Below are 22652 nucleotides of genomic sequence, written 5' to 3' on the forward strand. Positions count from 1 at the left end.
ACGACCTGACCAAAGGAGGAACGCCATGCCCAAACTTAAACCCACCCTTAAGCGCGGCCTGATCATGCTGGTGGCCCTGGAACTGATCGCCATCAGTATCAATTTGTTCTACGCCCCGCATGGCGTGGCGGCTGGGGGCGCGACTGGTCTGGCCATCATTGTGCAAGAGCTGGTGGGCATTCCTTTAAGCGCCACGACTTTGGCAGTGAATGCCGTAATGCTGGCGCTGGCCTGGTGGCTACTGGGCCGCGGGACGTTTCGCCGCATTCTGGCCGGCAGTATCTTGCTACCGGTGCTCTTGGCCCTGACGCCGCAGCGCATGATTGTTGAAGATCGGCTGCTCGCGGTGATGGTCGGGAGTGTGATTTTTGCCGTCGGGGTGGCGCTGAATTACCGCATCGACGCTTCCAGCGGCGGGACCACGGTGCCGCCACTGATTTTCAAAAAATATTTCAACGTCAAACCGGCAGTCGGGTTGTTCGCCATTGATTTTGTGATCTGCTTGCTCAACATTCCAGTGGCCGGGCTGGAAGCCTTTATCTTGGCCGTGTTCGCCGTGGGCCTGAGCAGTCTGGTGATGAATTACGTTGAAACCGGGCTGGACCGTAAAAAAGCCGTGTATGTCATGAGCAGTCAGCTACCCGCCCTGAAGCAGGCGCTGACCGCGACGGGCGATTATGGCCTGACCATTCATCAAGTGCTAGGCGGTTTTTCCGGTCAGCCGCAGGAAATGCTGATGGTGGTGGTGGAGCAAACCAACTTCCGCGCGTTGATCGACCAGATTCACCAACTCGATGCCGCAGCGTTTATCTTGGCAGTGGAAGCCACCGAGGTGCATGGTGGCTCGCTCAATTAAACCAGTTGCAGTCGTCCAATTTTGGGACGGCTTTTTTGTTGTGCGCCAAGGCTTATTGATAGGTTTTTACCTTATTCCGTGCTACGCTCTCCGTGAGAAAACGGGGTGGTGGCTTGACAAAGAAAATTGAGAACGCTTTATTGACGGGCAAGTTAGGAGGGAGCCGCTACTGCGGCCGAGGAGGAGCAAAATGAGCACGGAAATGTTGGGGATGATACTTGCCGGGGGGCAGGGAACGCGCTTAGGCAAGCTAACCAAAACGACAGCCAAGCCCTCGGTACCTTTCGGTGGGCGTTATCGCATTATTGATTTTACGTTGAGCAACTTGAGCAATTCCGGCATTAATACCGTGGGGGTCATCACCCAGTACGAGCCGCTGGAACTCAATCGCCACATTCAAAATGGCGGCGCCTGGGGTTTGAACGAAACCGGCGCCGGTGTCACCATTTTGCAGCCCTACGCTTCCAGCGAAGGGGCGAAGTTTTTTGAAGGGACCGCCCATGCGATATACCAAAACATTGCTTACATCGATGCTTATGATCCGCAGTACCTATTAGTGTTGTCTGGTGATCATATCTACAAAATGGATTACGCCAAAATGCTGCGCGCCCACAAGGCTAAACATGCCGCCTTGACCGTGGCGGTGATGCCAGTGCCCATGGCCGAGGCACCGCGGTTTGGCATCATGAACACCGACGACACTGACCGCATCATCGCCTTTGAGGAAAAACCCGAGGCGCCCAAGTCGAATCTGGCCTCGATGGGCATTTACATTTTTGATTGGCCCACCTTGCGTCGGTACCTATCGGAAAGCTACGCCACTGATGGCACCTTGGAAGACTTTGGCCATGATGTAATTCCGGCTTACCTGGCACATAACGAACCGACATACGCCTATGCCTTCCAAGGCTATTGGAAAGACGTCGGGACGATTGCGTCGCTGTGGCAAGCCAACATGGAATTTCTGTCGCCGAATAACAGCCTGCACATTGCCGACCGCAATTGGCGGATCTTCTCTCAGGCTGAGGCGCTGCCGCCGATGTTTTTGACCAAGGCGGCGCATGTCACGCAGTCGATGGTGACAGATGGCTCGTACATCGCCGGCACCGTGACCCACAGCGTGTTGAGCCAAAATGTCAAAGTCGGTGAAGGCGCTCAAATCGTGGACTCGATGATTATGCCGAATGCTGTCATTGGCAAAAATGTGCACATCGACCATGCCATCATCGGCGAAAATGCCGTGGTGGGCGATAACGGTGATGTGCTTGGTGACGCTGAAAACATTGCCGTAGTTGGCTACGGCGAAGTCGTCGGCAGAAAGGAGAAAGCATGACTCAAGGAGAAATGGCAGCCATCATCGACTTGAACGAGGAGGATGATGCCTTGCGCCCACTGACTGCTTACCGGCCAGTCGGCACCTTACCGTTTGCTGGGCGTTACCGGTTGTTGGATTTTCCGCTGAGTGCGGTGGCACATGCCGGGGTGCACAGTGTGGCGTTGTTTATGCCGCGTTCTGCTCGCTCGGTACAAGATCATGTCCGGGACGGTTCATCCTGGAATTTGGACCTGATTCAAGGCGGCGTGTTCATGTTTCCGTACATGGCCACGCGGGATTATTCCGACTCGCAGCTGCGGCATCGCTATTTTGACGACTACACGACCTTCTTGCGGCGCAGTGGGGCGCCTTACACCGTGATCATTGGCAGTCGCAATGTGGCGTCGGTCGATTTGGCCGCGGTGCTGGCTTATCACCAAGCCGGTGATGCCCCGGTGACCGTCGTGTATAAGAAGCTGGCCGAAGCGGAAATGGCGCCGAGCGATTGGACGCTGACTTTATCGGAGCAAGGCACGGCCAGCGCGGTGGTGCCGACTGAGGCCCGGCGCGAACCAGCTGACGCCGATGGCAAGGTGCCGAGTTTTATGGATACCTATTTGCTGGCGACGCCGGATTTGATTGATATTTTGGATGCCGCAGCTGAGAACGATACCTTCCGGCCGCTGCCGGCGTTGCTGCGAGATTACGTGGTCGCCAACAACGCCAATGCCTTTGAGTACACCGGCTATTTGGCCCGCATTACCTCGCTACAGCGGTATTTCGACTATTCACTGGGGATGCTGGATGAGGCGAATTACCAGGCGTTGTTGTTCTCGGCGGTGCCAGTGCTGACCAAGAGCAAAAACGAGGTGCCAACCTTCTTCGCGCGCACCGCCAAAGTCGAAAACAGTTTGCTCGGTACGGGGTCGTACATCGAAGGCCAGATCAACCACAGCGTCATTTTCCGCAGTGTGGTGGTGCACCAAGGCGCTGCCGTGGACAACAGTGTGATCATGCAAGGCGGCAAAATCGCTAATGGTTCCAAGTTGAGCAACGTGATTTTGGACAAAGGCGTCGTCATCGGACCGAACCTAACCCTAGCCGGCACGCCTGACCAGCCGCTGGTCATCGGCAAGAACCAAACCATCCTCTCTACCGCTGACATTCCGCAAACCGCGGCGACCCAAGCCTAATCGGATTAAAAATGCCTCGGCTCATAATGAACCGAGGCATTTTTGATACGGGCCGCGGGGTGCGGCGGCGGTGGGCTCCGCTTGAGGCGCGAGGCTTGCGGTGCGGCCGGTTGGAGCCAAAGAGCGGTCTCCAACCTAGTTTTGAAGCCGCAGTCGCTGGCGCTCCTGTGCGTCTTCAAAACTGCCGCGATAACGACTGGTCAACCTGCAAAAACCGCAGTTTGACTAGTCGTCATCGTTTCACTGCTGGCCTCACGCCCCAAGCTCCGTCCACCACCGCACCCCGCTAGATAGCGGGTGACTGGGGAGAATCGCGCCGAATAGCTCTGCCCTTGCGTTGAATGCTCGTCTGCATACGGATAGTAAAAGAGATAAGGCGGTGGGATGCCATCTTATCTCTATATAGTTCTATAGCTAAATTGTCCTAGTGATTTGTCATGATAATTGTTGCCCAGTTAGCGAATGGTGTATCTAATCAGTCGTACTATCGACTAAAACAGCGATGAGCTGTGCACCTGTGGAAGGCGTTTCGATGGTGGTGGGCGGAGCTTGGCGGCGGACTGGCGGTGAATCGATTAGCGACAGGAAGACCGGCGCGTTTTTGGCACCGGGCTTCCCAGAGCTAATCGCGGCAAAGTTGGAGACAGCATCGAGCAAAGCGAGGCTGGCTTCAACTTTAGGTTCGAGACCGGTCTTTGGCTCGGACCGGCCGCACAGCCAGCGCCCCCGCCAAGCGGAGCTCACCGCCGGCGAAACGCCTGGCCGTTACACCATTAGCCTTGGTTCAGGGGGTCGATTTCGACATCGGCGATGACGCTACTGGTTGCGTACGGGAAGTGGCTTTCGGAGTATTCGAACGGCTCGCCTTCGTCGGTGTAGCTCGTTTGCTTGATGACCAGCACCGGGTCGTTTAGCTTGGCGCCAAGGGCTTCAACGTCATCGGCGGTTGCTTTAATCGCGTAGACCCGGCGGTGAGAGCCGGCGACGCGGATGCCGGCTTCGTGGAGCTGGCGGTAAATCGAGCCTTCCAGCATCGCTTCCGTCAGCACGATGACTTTGGTGGGCATGATGGTGTGCTCATAGGAAAAAATCTTGCCATCGACATAGCGCACGCGCCGAATAACATAAACCGGGTCGCTGGCGCCAATGAGCAGGGCTTCTTGTTCATCCGGAGCTGGCATGCGGGCGGCAAATTCCAGCACCTTGCTTGTGACCTGGTGTCCGCGCTGCGTAGCGGTGGTACCGAGTGGATCATCAATGGTGGTGCGAGCCGCGCCGTCATCAGGCTTGAAGTCTTTCCGCAAAAAAGTGCCTGAGCCGCGCTTGGAATAAACGACGCCTTCCACAATCAGCAGCTGCAAGGCTTTGCGAATGGTGATGCGCGTGGTGTTATACGTTTTGGCCAGCGCCTCTTGGTCGGGGAGCATCGCACCCGGCGCATAAGCCCCGGTGGTGAAGGCCTGGCGCAGTTGATTAGCAATTTGTTGATATTTGTACATCGGAACCCCTCCTTGGGCCTGAGCCGACTTGTCGTTTCTATTGTACCGTACTTAACCGGCAAAACAATCCACGAGAAAAATATGTATATACTTTTTAAAAGAAAAGGCTTTTATTTTCCGGGAAGACATGGCACAATGGTAGCGAATACAAGATAGGAGGATGTAGCTCATGAGTCAAGCATTGCCAAAAGGATTTTTGTGGGGGAATTCGACCTCCAGTATGCAAACCGAAGGCGCCTGGGATGAAGGCGGCAAAGGCAAATCAGTATATGACGTACGGCCAGCCACTAAGGACGCTTCCGACTGGCACGTCGCCGTTGATGACTACCACCGCTATGACGAAGATATTGCGCTGATGGCCAATCAAGGCATGAACTGCTATCGGTTCCAAATTTCCTGGAGTCGCGTGTGCCCAACTGGGGATGGCGACTTCAACGAAGAAGGTATCAAGTTCTATTCCGACTTGATCGACAAGTTGATTAAGGCCGGCATCACCCCAATGATTTGTCTGTATCACTTCGATATGCCGCTGGCGCTGGCTGAAAAGTATAACGGCTTTGCCAGTCGCCATGTCGTTGAGGCTTTCATTCGCTTCGGCGCCAAAATGGTCGACGAATTTGCTGATCGGGTGCCGTATTGGATTACCTTCAATGAACAAAACCTGTACTTCATGTCCGACGCCTACCGCATTGCCGGTGATTTAAACGGTGAACGCAGCACCAATGCGCTTTACACCATCAGCCACCATGTGATGGCTGCCCATGCCGGCGTGGCCAACTACCTGCATGCGCATTCCGAGGCCAAAATCGGCGGCATGTTGGCCTACAGCGAAGTGTATCCTGCCAGCTCCAAGCCGCTGGACATCATGTATGCCCGTCAGCTGGATGAATTTTTGAACAAGAATTTGATTGACGTCTTCACGTCTGGTCACTACTCCACCGAAGTGATGAATTTCGTCAAAACCCATGACATCGACATGGACTTCACCGAGGAAGACAAGGCCAGCTTTGCGGCGCTGAAGAGTGACTTCTTCGCCTTCAGCTATTACCGCAGTGACCAAATCAACTCCGACAAGGTGCCAGTCAACACCATTCCTAACCAGTACCTGGACTATGGCGGCGAACCAGTGCCAGGCTTGCGCGTGAACGAATGGGGCTGGAACATCGATCCCCTTGGCTTCCGCGATATTTTGACCAAGGTCTATAACCAGTATCACCTGCCAATGTTCCCCATCGAAAATGGGATTGGCATTCGCGAAACCTATACCGGCAAAGAAATTCAGGATGATTACCGGATTGACTATCATCGCGTCCACATTCAGGCGCTCAAGGATGCCGTGTATCAAGATGGCGTGGATGTCATTGGCTACCTCGGCTGGGGCCTGATTGATATTCCTAGTTCTAGCGGCAACATGGACAAGCGCTACGGTATGGTCTATGTCAACCGCACCAACACTGACTTGCGTGACCTCAAGCGCATTCCAAAGAAGTCTTACGCTTGGTTCAAACAAGTCATTGCTTCCAACGGCGCCCAACTTGACTAATTGACTAGGGCCGCGGGGGCAGGCACAGCAGGCGCCGGGGCCAAAAGTGGCCCTGCAGTGGGGCCGGGCCGAGCCAAGGTCTCGGCCCTCAATCCGGAGCCTCGACTCGCTGTGCTCGCCTTCGAGTCTCCGGATTGTCCCCGAAAAATACGGTAAGCCTGCTAAAAGCGCAGTCTTACCGTATTTTTCGTTTCACAGCAGGACCACTTTTACCCCTCTGCCTGCCGTACCTGCCCCCGCTCGATAGCGAAATTACCGCTATGGTTTTGCTGCTGCGAGCAGAGTGGCCGTTACCATGGGTGTTCGGGCACAGAGGACGTTTTACATTGGCTAATCGAGAACGCGAAACCGGGTTAGCGAGTCAGAAACTTTTGATGATTGATCTGAAGCAGCTTTTAGTGGTGTCTGCGCGCAACGCATTAACACATGCTCGTTACTGTTATCAAGCGGGGCATAGTGGTGCGGCAGAGGGACGGGGTGGTCTAGCAGCGAAACATTCACCACACGAGGAGACTGCGCCCTTTGCAGGCTGCTCCTGTGGTGAATGGGGGCAACTTTGAGCCGACACGGAGCGCGCCAGCGCGATGGTCGGCTCAAAGTTGAGGCTGGAGACCGCTGTTTGGCTCCAGCCGGCCCCCGCAGCAGGACCACCCTGTCCCGGCGCCACGCCACCCTTTCCCGTGGCAGTTTAGGCCTATCACAGCCAAAGTGGTAGGCCTTTTTGCGTGGCACAGGAGCGAGGCTTATTGCGAGGGAAAAACGCAAACGCGTGCTATACTCCCAGTGGAAACGCTAACAGAAAGCGAGGGGATGGCAATGGTGGAGGAGCTTTTGTCGTGGCTGTATCTGTTCAATCGCGGGGAGGATACGCAGGCGTATCACCGGTTTGGGGCGCATCAAGTCGCGCCAGGGCAATGGCGGTTTGTGGTATGGGCGCCCAATGCGCAAGCGGTGGCCATTGTCGGGGATTTTTCAGCATGGACGCCGCTGCCGCTGACCGCGGTTGAGGAAACTGGGGTGTGGCAGGGCACGTTTGACGCGGCAGTGGGCCAGCTCTACAAGGTGCAAATCACCACTGGTAGCGGCGAAACGGTAGAGAAAATCGACCCGTTTGCCTTTGCGTTCGAGCGCAAACCCGGCACGGCCGCTCGGTTAGTGGCGGAGCTGGATTTCGAGTGGCGCGATCGCAAGTGGCTCGCGCACCGCCAGCAAAGCCGGGCCTATGACCAGCCGCTGAATATTTACGAGCTGCACTTAGGCTCGTTCAAACGCCATGACGACGGCAGTTACCTGACTTACTTAGAAGCAATCGATGAAGTCTTGCCCTATGTGAAGAAAATGGGGTACACCCACATCGAATTAATGCCGCTGATGGAACATTTGCTTGATGCCAGCTGGGGTTATCAATTAATGGGCTACTATGCGCCGACTAGCCGGTTTGGAGCGCCAGCGGAGTTTCAAGCGTTTGTTGATGCGGCGCACCGGTTGGGACTGGGGGTGATTATGGATTGGGTGCCAGGACACTTCATTCGTAACACCGATACCTTGGCCCAGTTTGACGGGACGCCGACTTTTGAGTATCAAGACCCGCATCGCGCGGATAACGTGCGGTGGGGCACCTGGAATTTTGACCTCGGCAAAACCCAGGTGCAGAGTTTCTTGATTTCCAGTGCGATGTTTTGGCTGCAAGTCTATCATCTCGACGGTCTGCGGGTGGACGCGGTGTCCAACATGCTGTACATGGATTACGACGCAGGCAAAGAGCACGATCGCAATCAAACTGGCGGCCGCGAGAACCTGGAAGGTATTGCGTTTTTGCGGCGGCTCAATACGGAAGTGTTTGCCGCCCATCCTGATGTGTTGATGATTGCCGAGGAAAGCTCTGACTTTCCGCAAGTGTCGGCGCCAGTTGATGCTGGCGGGCTGGGCTTTAACTACAAATGGAACATGGGCTGGATGAACGACACGCTGCGCTACTTCAGCCTCGATCCCAGCGTGCGGCTGGCGCATCCGGATCTGCTGACATTTTCCTGGGTGTATATGCACAACGAACAGTTCATCTTGCCGTTTTCCCATGATGAGGTGGTGCACGGCAAAAAGTCGCTGATGCACAAAATGCCTGGCGACCGGTATAACCAGTTTGCGAACTTGCGGACGATGATGGTGTGGCAGATGACTTTTCCCGGCAAAAAGTTGCTGTTCATGGGTAGCGAATGGGGGCAATTCTTGGAGTGGCGGGATTGGAGTCAGCTGGAATGGCGCGATTTGGCCGATCCGCTGAACGCGGCGATGCAACAATTCACCGCAACGCTCAACAAACTGTATCGGCGCACGCCAAGTCTTTGGGCCCGCGACCATTCGCCGGCGGGTATTCAGATTACCATTGGGGATAGCAATCAGTACCTGAGCTACATTCGGCGGGGCAAAGGGCAAGACTTCATCGTGGTGGCGCTGAATCTGATGCCAGAAGAACGGCAACATTTCATCGTGCCGGTGCCGCGCAGTGGGACCTATACCGTGGTGCTGAATACAGAGAGCTATCATTTTGGCGGTACCTGGCGGCGGCTGCAGCGAACACTGCGCACGCGCGGGGTGCCGGCGGGTGATCAACCTGATAGCGTGGAAGTGGTTCTGCCAGCAATGGGCGCGCTGCTGATTGAGCAGCGGTAAGGAGGCAGTAACAATGAAAGTCTTATTTGCAGCAGCGGAAGGCGTTCCGTTTTATAAAACCGGCGGGCTCGGTGATGTCGCCTATGCGCTGCCCAAGACCTTGCGCCAGGCGGGGGTCGATATTCGGGTGGTATTGCCATACTACGGGCAATTATTTCCCGCGCAATATCGCGCGCAAGTGTCAGACGTCGCCCAGTTTACCGTCATGGTTGGCGGCGAGCAGAAGTATGTGGGCATCAAGCAGCTCCAATTAGGCACGGTGCCGTATTATTTCATCGACAATGAGGAATTCTTTGGGCGCGAAGGGCTGTATGGGTACTGGGATGATGGCGGGCGGTTTGGCTTTTTCCAAATGGCGATTATCGAGATGCTACAGGTCATCGACTTTATTCCTGACGTCTTGCATCTCAATGACTGGCACACCGCGTTCATTCCGGTGCTGCTAAAGGACAAATACAGTTGGATTACGCCTTATCAAGGCATTAAAACTCAGCTGACCATTCATAACCTGCAATTTCAAGGCTGGTTCCCACCGGCAGTACTCACCGATGTGTTTGGCATTGGCCGTCAGTTCTTTCACGATGATGGGTATGCGCAAAATGGGGCCGTGAATTTCCTTAAAGGCGGCATTAACTTCGCTGATTTGGTATCGACGGTGAGCCCCAGCTATGCCCGGGAAATTCAAACCCCGCAGTTTGGCGAACATCTCGATGGTACTTTGCGCAAGCAGGCAGGTAAATTGGTTGGAATCTTGAACGGGATCGATACTCAGCTTTATGATCCAGCCACGGACAAACATCTGCCTGCGCATTACACGGCCAGTGATTTAAGCGGCAAAGCCAAGGATAAGCGCGCTTTGCAGCGCAGTGTGGGCTTGCCCCAACGTAAAGTGCCGTTATTTGGTATTGTGTCGCGGCTGACCCGGCAAAAAGGTATGGATCAGTTGTTGACGGCGCTGAATGTGCTGCTACCAGGCGAGGACATTCAAGTGGTGATGCTTGGCACCGGCGATTCCGAGCTAGAAGTGGGTTTTAATACCTTGCGCGATCGGTTTGCCGGCAAGGTGGCTAGTTTAGTCAAGTTTGATGAAGCTTTAGCCCAGCAAATTTATGCCGGGGCTGACTTTTTCGTGATGCCAAGCGCCTTTGAACCCAGCGGGCTGGCCCAGATGATGGCTATGCGTTACGGCACCTTGCCCGTTGTGCATGAAACCGGCGGTCTGCGTGATTCGGTGACCCCGTATGACGCTACGACCGGCGCCGGCACTGGGTTTTCGTATTACGATTTCACGCCGCAAGTTTTGATTGATACGCTGGTGCGGGCCGCCCAGGTGTACCGGGCTGAGCCGGCAGCGTATCAGCAGTTGCAGCAGCAAGCCATGGCGGCAGATTTTGCTTGGCCCAAAGCCGCTAAGCAATATTTGGCCGGTTATCAGCGGTTGCAAGGCTAAACGCCAAGGAATCAGTGGCAACACTGCGGCGGGTAGTCAGACTGGCGAGGTAAGGAGGGATTTTTTTGCTCACGACAAAGGCATTTATGCGGAGCCTTCACGACAATGCACTGGGTTTGTTTGCGGATGAACTCACGCATCTGTCCACGCAGCAACAATATCAAGCCGTGGCGGTCACGATCAAAGGCTATTACGGCAAACAGTGGGCCGCTACCAAGGCACAGGCAGACGCGAAGCAAACCAAGCAAGTGTATTATTTTTCCATTGAATTCATGCCGGGGCGCCTCATGGCCTCCAATCTGCTGAACCTTGGCATCAAGGACACGGTGGAGGCCGGGCTGCGCGAGCTCGGTTTAGACCCGGCCGCCATTTATGCGGCAGAAGTGGATCCCGGGCTCGGCAATGGCGGTTTGGGCCGGCTGGCGAGTGCGTTTTTGGACAGCATGGCTTCGGTGGGGATGGCAGGTAACGGCAATGGGATTCGTTACCAATATGGCCTGTTTCAGCAGCGTTTCGTTGATGGCTACCAAGTGGAGCTGCCAGATGACTGGTTGCGCGAGCCGAATATGTGGGAAACCCGCAAAGAAAATCGCGCTGTGATTATTAAATACGGCGGCCAAGTCGAGCTCAGACCGCGGGCTAATGGCAGCTTGCAGGCCATTTATCACAACACCGATGATGTGCTGGCGGTGCCTTATGACACGCCGATGGTTGGCTATCGCACCGGCGTAGTGAACACGATGCGGCTGTGGCAAGCGGAAAGCGTGCCTGGTCGGGCCCATAATTTGGCCGATAAAGCGCGGGTGGATGCCATTACCCAAATTCTTTATCCTGATGACTCTGACAGCGCCGGGCGCGAATTGCGGCTGCGGCAGGAGTATTTCTTCGTGTCGGCAGGCATTCAAAGCATTATGACGCATTTTAAGCGATTCCATCAGGAACTGAACCTGTTGCCGAAATTCGTGGCGATTCACATCAACGACACCCATCCCGCCATGGCGGTGCTGGAGTTGATGCGCATTTTGCTCGACGAAGAGGAGCTCGATTGGGACGAGGCATGGCGGCTGACCGTGGCCACGCTGAGCTACACCAACCACACCCTGATGGCTGAGGCCTTGGAAACTTGGCCAGAGTCGATGTTTGCCGGGCTTCTGCCGCGGCTGTATCAGATCGCCGGTGAAATCGACCGCCGCTTCCGCGCTCGTTACCACCAGCAGTACGGGGACTTGCTGGTCAATCGCGTGGCACCGTTGGGGGATGGCCAGCTGCGGATGGCTTATCTGGCAGTCATTGGTAGCCATGCCGTCAACGGCGTGGCCAAACTGCATAGTCAGCTACTGAAAACCCGGGTGCTCAAAGACTTATACACGATTTTTCCCGAGCGCTTCAGCAACCAGACCAATGGCATCACGCCCCGGCGGTGGGTGCAGTTAGCCGATGAGCCGCTGGCGCAATTGATCGATACCAAAATCGGCCAACCTTGGCGGCGCGATCCCATGTTGCTGCGCCGGCTCAGCCAGTATGAAAATAACGATGAGTTTTTGATGGCCCTGAATGCCGCCAAGTTGGCGAATAAACAGCGGTTGGCGCAGGTGATTGAGCATCAACTGGGGCTCAAAGTCAATCCAGAGGCGATGTTCGACGTCCAAATCAAACGCCTGCATGCGTACAAGCGGCAGCTGCTCCATGTGTTTGGGATTTTGGAAGCATACTTAGCCCTGAAAAAAGGGGAAAAGCGGCCGCCGCGGGTCCATGTGTTTGGGGCTAAAGCGGCTCCAAGTTATCAATACGCCAAAGCGGTGATCAAACTGATGAACGCCGTGGCGGACATGGTGAATCATGATTCCGCCGTCAACCAAAGCTTGCAAGTGGCCTTTTTACCAAATTACGGGGTCACCCTAGCCGAACAAATTGTGCCGGCAGCGGACATTTCGGAGCAAATCTCGCTGGCTGGCACCGAAGCTTCGGGTACCTCGAACATGAAGCTGATGGCCACCGGTGCGATTACGCTGGCGACGCTTGATGGGGCCAATATCGAAATCCGCCAAGCGGCCGGCGAACGGGCGATGGCCACTTTTGGCTTAACCAGTGAGCAGGTGGCCTTTGCGCAGCAAAACCAATCGTACCGGGCGGCCGCCCAGTATGAAGCGGATCCGACGCTGCATCGCATTGTGGATATGCTGACGGATGGTTCGATTCCGGGGGTTGAATCCGAGGGGCGGATGATTCGCACTGAATTGTTGGACTACAATGATAGCTATTTTGTGTTGGCGGATTTTGCCAGTTATGTGGCTGCCAGTCGCAAGCTGGATCAACTGTGGGCGCAGCCCAAGGCCTGGGCCAAGCTGGCACTGGCTAACATTGCTGCCAGTGGCCAATTCTCGGCCGATTTTACCGTTGAACGCTATGGCCGCGATATCTGGCAGGTGCTGCCCAGCCAGCCGATTGAAAGCTAGGTGAAGGTGATGGAATACGATTCCTTTCACGATCGGACACCCAGCACCGCTATCAGGGTGAATACTGCCGTGACGTTGACCTTGCATGGCGAGGATCAAGCGACGGCGAGTCTGCTGCTGGCCAAAGATGGCGCGGATTATGCCACCATCGCCATGACGCAGGTGGCGGGGGGCTTTACGATCACGGTGACGCCTTCGACGCCTGGCTTGTGGTTTTATGCTTTCGCCTTGGGTGATGGTCGTTTTCTGAGTGCCAACACGGCCGGGCTCGGTGGACCCGCCCAGGTGGTGGCAGAGCTTTCGCAGGTGCAGCCCTATCAACTAACCGTGGCTGCCAGTTTTGACGCTATGCCCACCTGGTATCAGGATGCGCAAATTTACCACATCTTCGTCGACCGCTTCAATAACGGCATCCCGGATGGTCGGGTGCTGGCGCCGAAAGCCAATAGTTTTTTGTATGGTCAGCTCACTGATGATCCGTATTACGTCAAAGATGCCGCTGGCGAAGTAGTGCGATGGGATTTTTACGGCGGCAATCTGGCCGGCATCACCGCTAAGCTCGATTGGTTGCAGCAGCAGGGTTACACGGCGCTATATTTAAGCCCGATTTTTGAAGCCGCCAGCAATCATCGCTATGACACGGCGGATTATTTCCACATCGACCCGATGTTAGGCGACCTGTCAGCGTTCAAGGCCTTAGTGGCAGGTCTGCATCAGCGCGGCATGCGCCTGATTTTGGATGGGGTGTTCAATCATGTGGGCCGAGATTCGCGCTACTTTAACGCGTTGGGTCACTATCCTACCGTCGGCGCCGCACAATCGCCAACGAGTCCTTACTATGATTGGTTCACTTTTAAGCATTATCCCGACGATTATGCCAGTTGGTGGGGCGTGGCGGATCTGCCGGCCATCAATAAAACCAGCCGGTCGTTCCACGACTTTATCGCTGGTGGACCGGATTCAGTCATCGGTTATTGGACCGGCCTGGGGGTGGACGGCTGGCGGCTGGATGTGGTGGACGAGCTCGATACCGCCTTTGTGGCGCAAATTCGTCAGTTGCTGGATCAGTATCCGGACCGAGTGCTGATTGGTGAGGTGTGGGAGGATGCCTCCAACAAGGTGGCTTATGGCCAGCGCAAACCCTACCTGCTGGGTGAGTCACTGCAGGCCGTGATGAATTATCCGCAACGTGAGCTGATGGTGCAATTTGCGGCCGGCCAAATGCCTGCCGCTGCGGTGGCTCAGCGCCTGCTGACGCTGCAGGCGAATTACCCACCGGCAGTGTTCGCCTATAATTTCACCAGCTTGGGAACGCATGATACGCAGCGACTCAAAACGTTGTTGCCAGAGGCCGCTCAGTTGCGCCAAGCAGTGTTGTTGTGGACGGTGCTGCCGGGCAACCGTGTCATCTACTACGGGGATGAGGCGGGACTGACCGGCGGCCGCGATCCGCAAAATCGTAAATACTATCCCTGGGGGCATGAAGACGCCGCCACCAAGGCCTTATATGACGAAGCGACGCGCTGGCGGCAATTGCCGGCGCTGCATGGTGCCGCTGCGTTTTGGACCTTTGCCATTGGGGCGGGATTGGTCATTGTGCGGAAAAATGTTGCGCAGGTGGTGGTGGCCTACTTTAATCCCACCAATGAGGCGCTTTTGTTTAGCCCACCAGCGCCGGCAACAGGGCTGCCGCCAGCCGTGCAAGGACTGCTGCCCACTGCCTTAATCCAAGCGCATAATCAGGTGCTACAAACCTTCACCCTTAAATCTTAGTTTGGCTGCTACGCAAAAGCGCGCCGCATCAACCAGCAAAGTTGACGCAGCGCGCTTAAGTTTAACTGAGGTTAGTGGCCCATGGTGGGCATCAAGGTTTCCCGTAGGCCACTGGTTTGGGTGATTTGGGTGGCCTTGGTGATGAAAATCGCTTCCGCGGCTTCATCCTCAATCACATCAAAGCCAGCCGGAATGCCGGCGTAAAAGCCCACGGAAGAAAGCACGTCGGCTTTTTCTGCGGAGTCAGCGACGACAGTGATGCTGGCCATGTCGGAATCAACTGGACTGCCGGTTTGTGGATCAAGCAGGTGGTGGTAAACATGGCCGCGGCGGTCAAAGTGGCGGAAATAAATCCCGGTGGTAACGACGGCTTTTGGACCGGTGGTTAAGGTGGCAATTGGCGGATTGCCAGGTTCGCGGGGGTCCGTGATTGGCACCTGCCACAGCGGCACGCCTTGTTCGCTGTTGCCGAACAGCAGTTGGTTGCCAGCCAAATCGATTAGGCCGCCGGTGACGCCGCGCTGCTGCCAGAGCTTACCCATTTCATCAATGATAAAGCCTTTGGCAATCCCGCCGAGATCCAGGGACATGCCAGGTTTACTGAGAAAAACAGTTTGGGCTTCCGAGTCCAAAATCACTTTATCTGGATCGGTCAAAGCAAGTCGCTCTTTGATGCGATCACTACTAGGCACGCTGGCATCATCAAAGCCGATATGCCATAACCCAACTAACGGCCCAATCAAAGCATTGTAACCCAGACCACGTTTGCTCCAAGCCACAGCCCGCGCAATAAGATTGAAAATTGGTCGCACGGGAATGTGCACTGGGGCAATCCCGGCCTGTTGGTTGATTTGGGTCAGCAGCGAGTGCTCATCGTAAAACGAAAGCAGTTTGGCATAAGCAGAAACTAAGGCAATGCTCTTATCAAAGGTGCCAGTTTCGCCGCCTTCATAGATGGTGAGGGTGTTTTTAGCGCCCAGCCCGTCGAACTCAATTGAAGTTGTCATTTGTCGTTCCTCCTCGGACGAATTTGCCCGTCAGTACGTGGTAAGTCATCAATTCAAGCGTAACCGTTTTCATAAACAAAGGCAAAGAAAATTATCCTTAATTTAATGTTCGCCCGGTTTTAAATTGAGTTATTATAAACGCTATAGTGATTATATTCATAACGAGGAGGGGATTAGCGTGAACGATTTGTCCCCGGTCCAAACGGCCGCTTTGAAAGAATTGAACCAAGATAGTGGGCATCTCGCTGCCCTTGCTAATGCCAGTCGGCAAAAATTGCTGATGATCCTCGGGCAAAATCCGACGGTTCATGGCATGAAGGTCAATGATCTGGCCCGAATGATTGACTTGTCGCAGCCGGCAACGTCGCATCACCTGAAGCAATTGCATGAGCTGGGCATGGTTAATAGTCGCCAGGTCGGCAATATTGTCTATTATTACCTGACGCTGGATGACACCATCGCGCGGCTGGAACGGCTGACGACGCTGCTGGAGAAACGTGCTGCCAATTAGGCCACACCGCCTTGCTGAACCGCGCAGCGATTGACTTTTACCCTTGCGCATGGGATACTGAGAGCAATATTTGACCAGTAGTTTCAGTAGCAGATCAGGGGATGCCTCAGCGAGTCGGCGGCCGGTGCGAGTCGATCTTCTCTGGTTAGCGAATTACACCTACCTTTGTGGTCTTGGCTGATGGCCGTTACCCATCAAGAGTGATGGCCTTGGCCATAATGTGGGTGGTACCGCGGAAACTTTTCGTCCCTGTTTGCAAATGCAAGCAGGGACTTTTTTTGGTCATAAAACAGGAGGATATCATGGCAGAAAATATCTTGGATGAATTAGCATGGCGCGGGGCGCTGAATCAATTAACCGATGAGGAAGGCTTGCGGAAGCTGACTTCGGAAAAACATGTCGGTATTTATGTTGGCACGGATCCAACCGGGGATTCGCTACATGTTGGGCACCTGATTCCTTTCATGATGCTCAAACGGTTCCAGCTCATGGGGCACAAACCGGTCATCTTGATTGGCGGCGGCACTGGCTCAATCGGTGATCCCTCTGGCCGCAACTCCGAACGGGTGCTGCAGACGATGGCCACCATCAATGAAAACAAAAAGAAACTCACAGCCCAAATGGAGCGGTTATTCGGCACCGATAACTTCCGCATTGTGGATAACTACACCTGGTTGTCCAAGCTGTCGATGCTGGACTTTCTGCGTGACTACGGCAAGCTGTTCCCGGTTAACCAAATGCTGAATAAGGAAGTCGTGGCGAGCCGCCTGGAAAACGGGATTTCCTACACCGAATTTACCTACCAGATTTTGCAATCCATCGACTTCTTGGAACTGTACAAGACAGAAGATGTGCAAGTCCAGCTCGGCGGCGCTGATCAATGGGGTAACATTACCGCCGGCATCGATTTGATTCACAAGACTGAAGGCGCCGATGCTAAGGTTTATGGCTTGACCAACCCGCTGATGCTGAAGTCTGACGGCACTAAGTTTGGCAAATCCGCTGGCGGCGCTGTGTGGTTGGATCCGGAAAAGACCAGTCCTTACGAGTTCTACCAGTTCTGGTTTAACCAAGATGATGCGGATGTGGAAAAGTTCTTGAAGTTCTTCACCTTCTTGGATAAGGGAGAAATTGCCGACCTGGTTGAAGCCACCAAGACCCATCCGGAAAAGCGGGAAGCCCAGCGCCGCCTCGCCCAAGAAGTGACCAAGTTCGTGCACGGGCAAAAGGCCGTTGACCAGGCTGAGGCCATTTCTGCGGCGTTGTTCTCTGGCGATGTGCAGGATTTGACGGCCGAAGAAATCACCCAAGGCTTCAAACAGTTCCCAACCAAAAATGCGCCCGCCGCCAGCGAGAACATCGTGACCTGGCTGGTGGACACCACTGGCATCGAAGCTTCTCGCCGGCAAGCGCGAGAAGACGTGCAAAACGGCGCCATTACTGTTAATGGGACGAAGGTGCGCGATTTGGATGCGGTCATCGATCCCAGCAGCCACTTTGACGGGCAATTTGTCATTGTCCGGCGGGGGAAGAAAAAGTACTTCTTGGTCAAGATTGCCGGCTAACTTTTTTCGGCGACACCAGGTGAATTCAGCGGCGCGGTGTGCAGGCAGGATGCTATACTTGATGTAATCGTTAAGGAGGGCATGCCTATGGCTTACACAGTGGTCGGAGCGACTTATCAAGCGCAGTCGTTGGCGGTTTTCTACGCTGGCTTAGATACACAGCCGTTATTAAGTTACGAAGAAGCAGGGAAAGAGGCGCTGAAGCTGCTGAACGCGGAGCTGGCAGCTAGCACGTTGCCTGACCTCCATGAACTGTCTGAGCAGGTTTTGGCTTTTGCCCTCAAACAACCCATCGACATGCACGGCTTGGATGATGCCACCGGCGAAACGTTAACCGTCAGCTGGTTCGCGGATGATCATTTTGCCATTGCGGTGATGGATGCGACTGAGAAATTTCAGATGCATTTGGAAGTTGTCCCGGTTAAAAAAGGCAAATCAGGCCGTTAATTGTAACAGTTCTACTTTAAACGAGTCGCGTTGGCGGCTCGTTTTCGTTATCTTGCATTTATTTGCTCATATTTTGGTAAAGTTCGGTTTTTACGGGTTGTTATTTTAGCCAATCTTTGTGAAATAGTAACGGACTGGGAATCCCACCGCTCCACACGTTTGTACTTGCAAAACTGTATTTGTACATAGCCGGAATAATGGGGCGATGTTTCATTTGTCATAATGCAACATTCCGTGTCCTTAGCGACTTAGTTTGTTAACGGTACTGTAACAGTGCTGTAATGTTCAGCTGATACACTCATCTACAGTTAATTCATTGAGGAGTGAGTGTTGAATGAAGTTTGCAAAGACATTAACCATCGTCGCCGCGGCGACATTGATCGGGTCGGGGGCATTTAGTACCGCAGCTAATGTATCAGCTGATGACGTCAGCGACGCTAAGAGCGCTGTTACCAAAAATCAAAGTAGCACGAATGCATTGTTGGCCAAGTTACAGACGGCGCAAGACAATGTCATGAAGATCAACAACCAGATTAGTGACAAGACTGTTGAAATCGACACAGCCAAAGCCAACATTACGACCACACAGGCTAAAATTGATAGCTACCAAGCTCAGATTGTTAAGGCTGAAGTCGAAGTTAAGAGCCGCAAGAGTGTACTGAAGAAGCAATTGGTCTCGTTGCAAAAAGAAGTTGGCGAGTCAGCCACAGGGAATGTTTACTTTGACTTTTTGCTGAACGCCAAGAGCTTTTCCGATCTAGTTTCTCGGAGCTTCACCATTAACAAGTTGAACGAAGCCAGCCAAAACGCCTTGGACGCGGTTAAGGAAGCAGAAGCAAAACAAGTTTCCTTGAAGTCAGCTCAAGAAACCAAGAAAACGGAATTGGTTGCCACCAAGACCAAGCTTGATAACGATATGACCCAGCTCACTAGCCTGAAGGACCAAGCTACCAAGGATGCTGATTCATTGACCAAGCAGATTAATGACAACAAGGCTCAGCTGACCACGTTACAGAGCAATGTGAACAAGGCAACGGCTGCGGCCGCTGCGGCTCTGGTAGCCCAGACCCAAACCACGACTGCTGCAGCGACGCCGGTCAAGACCAGTGCTAAAGCTTCAAGTAATTCTAGCACCGGGATGCAGTCAACTGTTAGCTATGGCAACGGGAGCAAGAGCGCCTTTGTTCAGAAAGCCTTGAGTTTCGTTGGTACGCCGTATGTTTGGGGCGGTGCTAGTGCTTCTGGGCTTGACTGCTCCGGCTTAGTGATGTTAGCTGCTCGGCTTTCCGGTCTTGGTAGCTTACCACACAATGCCGCTGCCCAATCCAGCCTTGGCCACTCGGTTTCACTTTCCAGCCTGCAGCCTGGCGATTTGCTCTTCTGGGGTTCACCAGCATACCACGTTGCAATCTATATCGGCGGTGGTCAGTACGTCCACGCACCAAAGCCTGGCGATGTTGTCCACACCGCGTCCTTATCCGGTTGGAGCCCAGCATACGCTCGTCGCCTCTAATAATTAGCAACTCACAAATAAACACTCACAATGAAGAAAACCCGCCGTGTGCGGGTTTTTTGTTGCCCAATTTTTCCGCTAGCTTTCTGTTACAATAGAAGGAACTAGGAGGGTACTCATGGCACATCAACTGATTGTTATCACCGGAGCCAGCGGGACCGGGAAAACTACCGTCAGCACATATTTACACACGCATTACCAGGTGGCGCGGGTCATTACGCATACCACGCGGCCGATGCGTGCTGGCGAGGCGGATGGCGTGGACTATTATTTTGAAACGCCGACCAGTTTTGCTCAAAATCATTACATCGAGCACGTCACCTATGCGGGCTATAGTTACGGAAGTTCGTATGAAGCGTTGGACCGGGCCTTTGCCCAGTCAGATTACGCCAGCATCGTGCTTGATACCGCCGGCGCTATCAGCTATGTGCAGCAACTTGATCCGAAGCCTGCAGTCCTGTTTCTTACCCTGGAGCAACCGCATGTGTTGAAGCAGCGCTTGCTGAACCGCGGGGACGAACCGGCGATGATTACGCAGCGCCTGCAAAGCGATGAGTATCGTCGCGATTTGACGCTGCCGCCAGCGCTGGCTGGCGTGGCCACCGTGGTCACCAATGATAAGTGGCCAGAGGCGAAGCGGGCGATTGATCGGTTCTTCCAGCAGTTGCAGGTGAAGCAGGAGGCTGAGCAGGGACGATAAGGGCGCGAGCTAGGCTACCTGTCGGGCAAAGCTCGGTCTCACTTCGCAGCCTTTGTAGTTGCGCTCCGCCGAGCAACGGGGGCGCACATAGCTACGCATAAGGCCTCACCGGCAAAAAGCGCCGGTAATGCCTTACGCTAGGCTATGTGTCCCCCTAAGTGCGCTCGGCTCCGCAGCCTCATTGAACTTCTTTCCTGCCTATGCTAGACTGTATTGACTAATCGTAATTGTTCTGATTAACGGCGGAGGGCTATGATGTCACAGACAACAATCGCTATTGATAAGATGAAGCAAAGCGGGATGCGGGTCACTAAGCAGCGGCGGGATTTGGTCGCTTATTTGGCGGCGTCTGAGCAGTTTGTGCCAGTCACCACGCTGGACAAATACATGCGCCAGCAGTATCCTGGGCTTTCGCATGACACCATCTATCGCAACGTGAAGGAGTTCGAGAAGCTCGGCATTTTGGAAAGCGATGTCCAAAACGAACAGGCCATCGTGAAGTTGCAGTGCGATTTCCAGCATCCACATCATCACCACTTCATCTGTACAAATTGTCATCGGGTGCAAGAATTGAAAATGTGTCCATTAGACTATTTCGAAAATCAACTGCCTGGCGCCAAAATCGCAAGCCACAACTTCGAGCTCTATGGCCTGTGTGCTGACTGCGCGCAAAAACAAGCAGCGAACAACTAAACGCGGTGATGGCCAGCAAGGAGCTGGCCATCATGGCGTTTTTGCCTTTTCTTAAGGCGTGTCTGGCCAGATTTAGGTTACAATCGAGATAATTAGTTTGAAAAGGAGGGCGCTTATGGCTTATCGGACGCCGCCGCTGTTATCGCCAGCGGCTATTGTTTCCATCATTGTGTTAGTCAGCGGGTATAACTGGGTCAACAATACCGTCAACCCGACGAGTACCCCCAAATCTGAGGCCTCGCAAAGTGCACTGATCTCCAGTATCAATCAAAGTAAAGCCGACAAATCCAGTAGCTCCAGCAGCAGTAGTGAACCGGCTTCTAGTGCCAGTGACGCCAGCACTTCTAGCACGCCTGAGGCTAGTTCCAGTAGCCAACCAGAGGCCTCCAGCTCCAGTCGAGATGAGAGTAGTGCTGACAGCTCCAAGGCCAGCAGTGGCTCCATTGGCAGTGACAATACGCAGTCTAGCGGCGCTTCTGGCTCGTCCTCGTCCAGTGCCAGCACCAGCAGTTCCTCCAGTACAGCGGACAACAACAATCAAGAGTAGGAAGGAGGCTAAGCCATGCTGACAGCATTGGATTTACTCAACCGGTTTTTAGGCTATTTCAACATTCAAGATAAAGCGAAAGGCAAGGCCTTCACCGTGGTGGCCGGCGTGGCCAATTTATATGTCCTGTACTTGGCCATTCGCTCGCTGCGTTATGCTGGTTATCGGATCCAAGGCGTCCTGTTTTTGCTCCTGTTCTTCGTGTTGCTGTATTTTATCGCCTTGAATGTGCTGTATTATTTCACCAACAAAACGACCAAGCTGGACATTTCACCGTTGATTGAAAAACGGCTGGGCGGCAATCCCGAACGCATGAAAGCGGCGGAAGCGGCTTTGACCAAGGGCCACCAGATTGGCGCGGCCAGTGGGGTCTTTGCCCAGCAAGAGCTACTGCCCACCGTCCTCACCACCACGCCGAAGCAGCAGGAAAATCTCGCAAATTTGATCCAACTGTTGACCACGGCTGGGACCATCACGACGAATTATCAAGGCCTGGATGCTCATGCCATTCAGCGGGTCGCCCAAAAGACGCACAAGCCGGTGTCGGCAATGGGCGGCCCCGTGGAATTGCCTTATTACCGCTTGGACATTCAAGGCGATCAGGTGCAGGTGCTGGGTGGTCTTAACGCCTTGAACGCAGTCTCGTTAGGGGATGTGACTCAGGTTGGATTGATGCCCGTCAAGGCGGCGCTGAAGGATTATCAGCTCGCCGCTGGGCACGTCTTCTTGCAAGGCGGCGAGCACCAGCGGCCAGGCCGGCACGGCTTGTTAAAGGAAATTCACCCCTATGAAATTGTGGTTCAAATTGCCTATTCACCGCGCCCGGATGTGACAGGGCAACAAAATTGATTTGCAAAACGCTCACGCTATCGGTAGTATTATTTATTAAAACTGATAGAGTTGGCGTTTTTTTA

Annotated in this window: 18 protein-coding genes; 16 read left to right on the forward strand and 2 right to left on the reverse strand. The window is 54.1% G+C overall.

What is annotated here, in order from left to right:
* Window positions 1-25 precede the first annotated feature (25 nt).
* From AAA927_RS06755 to glgD, 3 genes are all read left to right on the forward strand, one after another.
* Window positions 26-856 (forward strand): YitT family protein, encoded by an 831-nt coding sequence (locus tag AAA927_RS06755; protein ID WP_338216902.1) that lies wholly within the window; start codon window positions 26-28, stop codon window positions 854-856.
* 190 nt (window positions 857-1046) lie between these two features.
* A complete protein-coding gene (locus AAA927_RS06760; RefSeq protein ID WP_338216904.1) occupies window positions 1047-2189 on the forward strand; it encodes a glucose-1-phosphate adenylyltransferase in 1143 nt (380 codons plus the stop codon).
* Window positions 2186-3364, forward strand: a complete 1179-nt coding sequence (gene glgD, locus AAA927_RS06765; protein ID WP_338216906.1) for a glucose-1-phosphate adenylyltransferase subunit GlgD — start codon at window positions 2186-2188, stop codon at window positions 3362-3364. The genes AAA927_RS06760 and glgD overlap by 4 nt, the downstream gene beginning before the upstream one ends.
* A gap of 773 nt (window positions 3365-4137) precedes the next feature.
* On the opposite strand, the gene AAA927_RS06770 is transcribed toward glgD, so the two are convergent.
* Window positions 4138-4863, reverse strand: a complete 726-nt coding sequence (locus AAA927_RS06770) for a GntR family transcriptional regulator (protein WP_338216908.1) — start codon at window positions 4861-4863, stop codon at window positions 4138-4140.
* A gap of 169 nt (window positions 4864-5032) precedes the next feature.
* On the opposite strand from AAA927_RS06770, the gene AAA927_RS06775 reads away from it, so the two are divergent.
* The 5 genes from AAA927_RS06775 to AAA927_RS06795 all read left to right on the forward strand — a co-directional run bounded on the left by AAA927_RS06775 (window position 5033) and on the right by AAA927_RS06795 (window position 14755).
* Window positions 5033-6406: a glycoside hydrolase family 1 protein gene (locus tag AAA927_RS06775; protein WP_338216910.1), complete on the forward strand. Its 1374-nt coding sequence runs from the start codon at window positions 5033-5035 to the stop codon at window positions 6404-6406.
* Window positions 6407-7222: 816 nt separating this feature from the next.
* Window positions 7223-9076 carry a 1,4-alpha-glucan branching protein GlgB gene (gene glgB / locus AAA927_RS06780; protein ID WP_338216998.1) on the forward strand — a complete coding sequence of 618 codons (1854 nt, stop codon included), beginning with the start codon at window positions 7223-7225 and terminating at the stop codon, window positions 9074-9076.
* Between the two features lie 13 nt (window positions 9077-9089).
* Window positions 9090-10526, forward strand: a complete 1437-nt coding sequence (glgA, locus tag AAA927_RS06785) for a glycogen synthase GlgA (protein WP_338216912.1) — start codon at window positions 9090-9092, stop codon at window positions 10524-10526.
* 86 nt (window positions 10527-10612) lie between these two features.
* Window positions 10613-12982, forward strand: coding sequence for a glycogen/starch/alpha-glucan phosphorylase (locus AAA927_RS06790; protein WP_338217000.1), 2370 nt, complete (start codon window positions 10613-10615; stop codon window positions 12980-12982).
* Between the two features lie 6 nt (window positions 12983-12988).
* The gene (locus tag AAA927_RS06795; RefSeq protein ID WP_435891514.1) at window positions 12989-14755 is read left to right on the forward strand and encodes a glycoside hydrolase family 13 protein; all 1767 of its coding nucleotides are present in this window, start codon (window positions 12989-12991) and stop codon (window positions 14753-14755) included.
* Between the two features lie 71 nt (window positions 14756-14826).
* On the opposite strand, the gene AAA927_RS06800 is transcribed toward AAA927_RS06795, so the two are convergent.
* Window positions 14827-15762: an FAD:protein FMN transferase gene (locus AAA927_RS06800; RefSeq protein ID WP_338216916.1), complete on the reverse strand. Its 936-nt coding sequence runs from the start codon at window positions 15760-15762 to the stop codon at window positions 14827-14829.
* Between the two features lie 178 nt (window positions 15763-15940).
* Here AAA927_RS06800 and AAA927_RS06805 point away from each other — a divergent pair, with 178 nt between their 5' ends.
* From AAA927_RS06805 to AAA927_RS06840, 8 genes are all read left to right on the forward strand, one after another.
* Entirely contained in the window at window positions 15941-16273 is a 333-nt protein-coding gene (locus AAA927_RS06805) for an ArsR/SmtB family transcription factor (RefSeq protein ID WP_225422720.1), read from the forward strand.
* Window positions 16274-16575: 302 nt separating this feature from the next.
* On the forward strand, window positions 16576-17838 hold the full coding sequence (gene tyrS / locus AAA927_RS06810) for a tyrosine--tRNA ligase (RefSeq protein WP_338216918.1): 1263 nt from the start codon (window positions 16576-16578) through the stop codon (window positions 17836-17838).
* Window positions 17839-17925: 87 nt separating this feature from the next.
* Window positions 17926-18285 carry a hypothetical protein gene (locus tag AAA927_RS06815; protein ID WP_204119476.1) on the forward strand — a complete coding sequence of 120 codons (360 nt, stop codon included), beginning with the start codon at window positions 17926-17928 and terminating at the stop codon, window positions 18283-18285.
* 334 nt (window positions 18286-18619) lie between these two features.
* Entirely contained in the window at window positions 18620-19798 is a 1179-nt protein-coding gene (locus tag AAA927_RS06820; RefSeq protein WP_338216920.1) for a C40 family peptidase, read from the forward strand.
* A gap of 118 nt (window positions 19799-19916) precedes the next feature.
* On the forward strand, window positions 19917-20498 hold the full coding sequence (locus AAA927_RS06825; protein ID WP_338216921.1) for a guanylate kinase: 582 nt from the start codon (window positions 19917-19919) through the stop codon (window positions 20496-20498).
* Window positions 20499-20753: 255 nt separating this feature from the next.
* Window positions 20754-21191, forward strand: a complete 438-nt coding sequence (locus tag AAA927_RS06830) for a Fur family transcriptional regulator (protein ID WP_338216922.1) — start codon at window positions 20754-20756, stop codon at window positions 21189-21191.
* 115 nt (window positions 21192-21306) lie between these two features.
* Window positions 21307-21738, forward strand: coding sequence for a hypothetical protein (locus tag AAA927_RS06835; protein ID WP_338216923.1), 432 nt, complete (start codon window positions 21307-21309; stop codon window positions 21736-21738).
* A gap of 15 nt (window positions 21739-21753) precedes the next feature.
* The gene (locus tag AAA927_RS06840; protein ID WP_338216924.1) at window positions 21754-22587 is read left to right on the forward strand and encodes a DUF6681 family protein; all 834 of its coding nucleotides are present in this window, start codon (window positions 21754-21756) and stop codon (window positions 22585-22587) included.
* Window positions 22588-22652 lie beyond the last annotated feature (65 nt).

The sequence above is a fragment of the Lacticaseibacillus salsurivasis genome, from assembly GCF_036246225.1.
GTDB lineage: Bacteria > Bacillota > Bacilli > Lactobacillales > Lactobacillaceae > Lacticaseibacillus > Lacticaseibacillus salsurivasis.

Coding starts and splice junctions, on each gene's coding strand:
- glgA (WP_338216912.1), top strand. CDS start 9,090: ATGAAAGTCTTATTTGCAGCAGCGGAAGGCGTTCCGTTTTATAAAACC.
- AAA927_RS06815 (WP_204119476.1), top strand. CDS start 17,926: ATGGCTTACACAGTGGTCGGAGCGACTTATCAAGCGCAGTCGTTGGCG.
- AAA927_RS06825 (WP_338216921.1), top strand. CDS start 19,917: ATGGCACATCAACTGATTGTTATCACCGGAGCCAGCGGGACCGGGAAA.
- tyrS (WP_338216918.1), top strand. CDS start 16,576: ATGGCAGAAAATATCTTGGATGAATTAGCATGGCGCGGGGCGCTGAAT.
- AAA927_RS06800 (WP_338216916.1), bottom strand. CDS start 15,762: ATGACAACTTCAATTGAGTTCGACGGGCTGGGCGCTAAAAACACCCTC.
- AAA927_RS06770 (WP_338216908.1), bottom strand. CDS start 4,863: ATGTACAAATATCAACAAATTGCTAATCAACTGCGCCAGGCCTTCACC.
- glgB (WP_338216998.1), top strand. CDS start 7,223: ATGGTGGAGGAGCTTTTGTCGTGGCTGTATCTGTTCAATCGCGGGGAG.
- AAA927_RS06840 (WP_338216924.1), top strand. CDS start 21,754: ATGCTGACAGCATTGGATTTACTCAACCGGTTTTTAGGCTATTTCAAC.
- AAA927_RS06755 (WP_338216902.1), top strand. CDS start 26: ATGCCCAAACTTAAACCCACCCTTAAGCGCGGCCTGATCATGCTGGTG.
- glgD (WP_338216906.1), top strand. CDS start 2,186: ATGACTCAAGGAGAAATGGCAGCCATCATCGACTTGAACGAGGAGGAT.
- AAA927_RS06760 (WP_338216904.1), top strand. CDS start 1,047: ATGAGCACGGAAATGTTGGGGATGATACTTGCCGGGGGGCAGGGAACG.
- AAA927_RS06835 (WP_338216923.1), top strand. CDS start 21,307: ATGGCTTATCGGACGCCGCCGCTGTTATCGCCAGCGGCTATTGTTTCC.
- AAA927_RS06790 (WP_338217000.1), top strand. CDS start 10,613: ATGCGGAGCCTTCACGACAATGCACTGGGTTTGTTTGCGGATGAACTC.
- AAA927_RS06775 (WP_338216910.1), top strand. CDS start 5,033: ATGAGTCAAGCATTGCCAAAAGGATTTTTGTGGGGGAATTCGACCTCC.
- AAA927_RS06830 (WP_338216922.1), top strand. CDS start 20,754: ATGTCACAGACAACAATCGCTATTGATAAGATGAAGCAAAGCGGGATG.
- AAA927_RS06820 (WP_338216920.1), top strand. CDS start 18,620: ATGAAGTTTGCAAAGACATTAACCATCGTCGCCGCGGCGACATTGATC.